Origin of the sequence: Bradyrhizobium guangdongense (assembly GCF_006483445.1) — a bacterium.
Lineage (GTDB): Bacteria > Pseudomonadota > Alphaproteobacteria > Rhizobiales > Xanthobacteraceae > Bradyrhizobium > Bradyrhizobium guangdongense_A.
On sequence record NZ_PPPT01000154.1, the window covers coordinates 1 to 1,630 of the forward strand.

The window sequence follows — 1,630 nt, forward strand, 5'->3', positions numbered from 1 at the left end:
ACCCGGAATCTCGAGATTCCGGGTTCGGTCCTTTGGACCGCCCCGGAATGACGGCTGTCACTTCGGCTGCGGCACGATCCGGATATAGGGCTTCGGTTCCTTCCAGCCCTGCGGATAGATCGTCTTTGCCTCGTCATTGGAGACCGAGCCGGCAATGATGACGTCCTCGCCCGGCTTCCAGTCCGCAGGCGTCGCGACGCGATGCTTGGCGGTCATCTGCAGGGAGTCGATGACACGGAGAATTTCCTGGAAGTTGCGCCCCGTCGTCATCGGATAGACCAGCACCAGCTTGATCTTCTTGTCGGGGCCGATGATGAAGACGTTGCGGACCGTCTGGTTGTCGGCCGGCGTCCGGGTGAGGGGATCGCCCGAGGTCGAGGCCGGCAGCATCTCGTAGAGTTTTGAGACGTTGAAGTCGGTGTCGCCGATCATCGGATAGTTCGGCGCAGCGCCTTGCGTCTCCTTGATGTCCTCGGACCATTTGGCGTGGCGATCGACCGGATCGACCGACAGGCCCATCAGCTTCACGCCCCGCTTGTCGAACTCGGGCTTCAGCTTGGCCAGCGCGCCGAGCTCGGTGGTGCAGACCGGGGTAAAATCCTTGGGGTGCGAGAACAGCAGCGCCCAGCTCGAGCCGATCCAGTCGTGGAACTTAATTTTCCCCTCGGTGGTTTCGGCTTCGAAGTCGGGGGCGGTGGCGCCGATCGGAAGTGGCATGGTTCTACCTCATCTCATTGAAGTTACAGGGTATTTCGGTCTAGAGGCGTCGGCCCGAGTATAGGCCCGCGAAGGACCCAAGTGAACCCGTTCAAGCAAAATGTGAAATCATTCTCTGAAACGCCCGATCTCCTAGCATCTTCTTGCTGTTGAGGCTGCTGCGGCGAAATATCCCCGTTCGCGGAAAAGGTTTGGATTGCCCCGATATTGCCTTTTATGACCCGCATCACCCCCGCCTCGCGTCGATGAAACCGAAACGGTCCAGACAGCGACTAATCGGCAACCATCTAGAAAAGTCGCGATCTCCGTATCGAATCGTTAACCACTCGTTTACGCCCGCATGAAAATGCTGGTCGATCAGAAGAAATCTGGAAGTGAATTATGTCCGCCGCCGTGTCGAATACTGTTGAGTTGTTTCAGTCCCTCGAACCGTCCTGCCGCGATACTGCGGCTCATGCGCTCACGATCGTGCGCGACGGCGTGATTACAGGTGAGGGCCCCACCACCAAGGGCCGGGTGCATTTCTCCCGTTCGCTCGATGCCGATGACGCCGCCTGGTGCTCGCGCATCCTGACCGCCACCGCGGTCAATGACCAGCCGGTCAGCCGCGCCGAAGCCGAGGCGCTGTTCGAGATCAACGAGGCCGCGACCGAGCGCTCCGACGGCGGCCGGTTCGAGGACCTCCTGGCCAAGGCCGTCGCCCATCATGCCGCCAGCGCCTCCGGCCTGTCGGTGCCGCCGCGCAGCGTCGCGCTGTCGCCCGAGACCGACATCGAGAGCTGGGCCCCGGGTTACGCCAGCCGCGTCAACCGCGACATGCTGGAATGGATCGCCGGCCAGATGCGCGGCAGCCGCCAGGGCAACCGCCGCCTGATGGCGATGGTCGCGACCTTCGTCGGCGCCACCGCGCTGC

At 62.0% G+C, this 1,630-nt stretch carries 2 protein-coding genes; one reads left to right on the forward strand and one right to left on the reverse strand.

All coding sequences use genetic code 11. The features are described from left to right. Window positions 1-57: 57 nt before the first annotated feature. Window positions 58-717 carry a peroxiredoxin gene (locus C2U70_RS22140; protein WP_140980538.1) on the reverse strand — a complete coding sequence of 220 codons (660 nt, stop codon included), beginning with the start codon at window positions 715-717 and terminating at the stop codon, window positions 58-60. 381 nt (window positions 718-1,098) lie between these two features. Between C2U70_RS22140 and C2U70_RS22145 the strand changes: the two genes are divergently transcribed. After that, a partial coding sequence (locus tag C2U70_RS22145; RefSeq protein ID WP_140980539.1) for a hypothetical protein occupies window positions 1,099-1,630 on the forward strand: 532 nt, incomplete at its 3' end.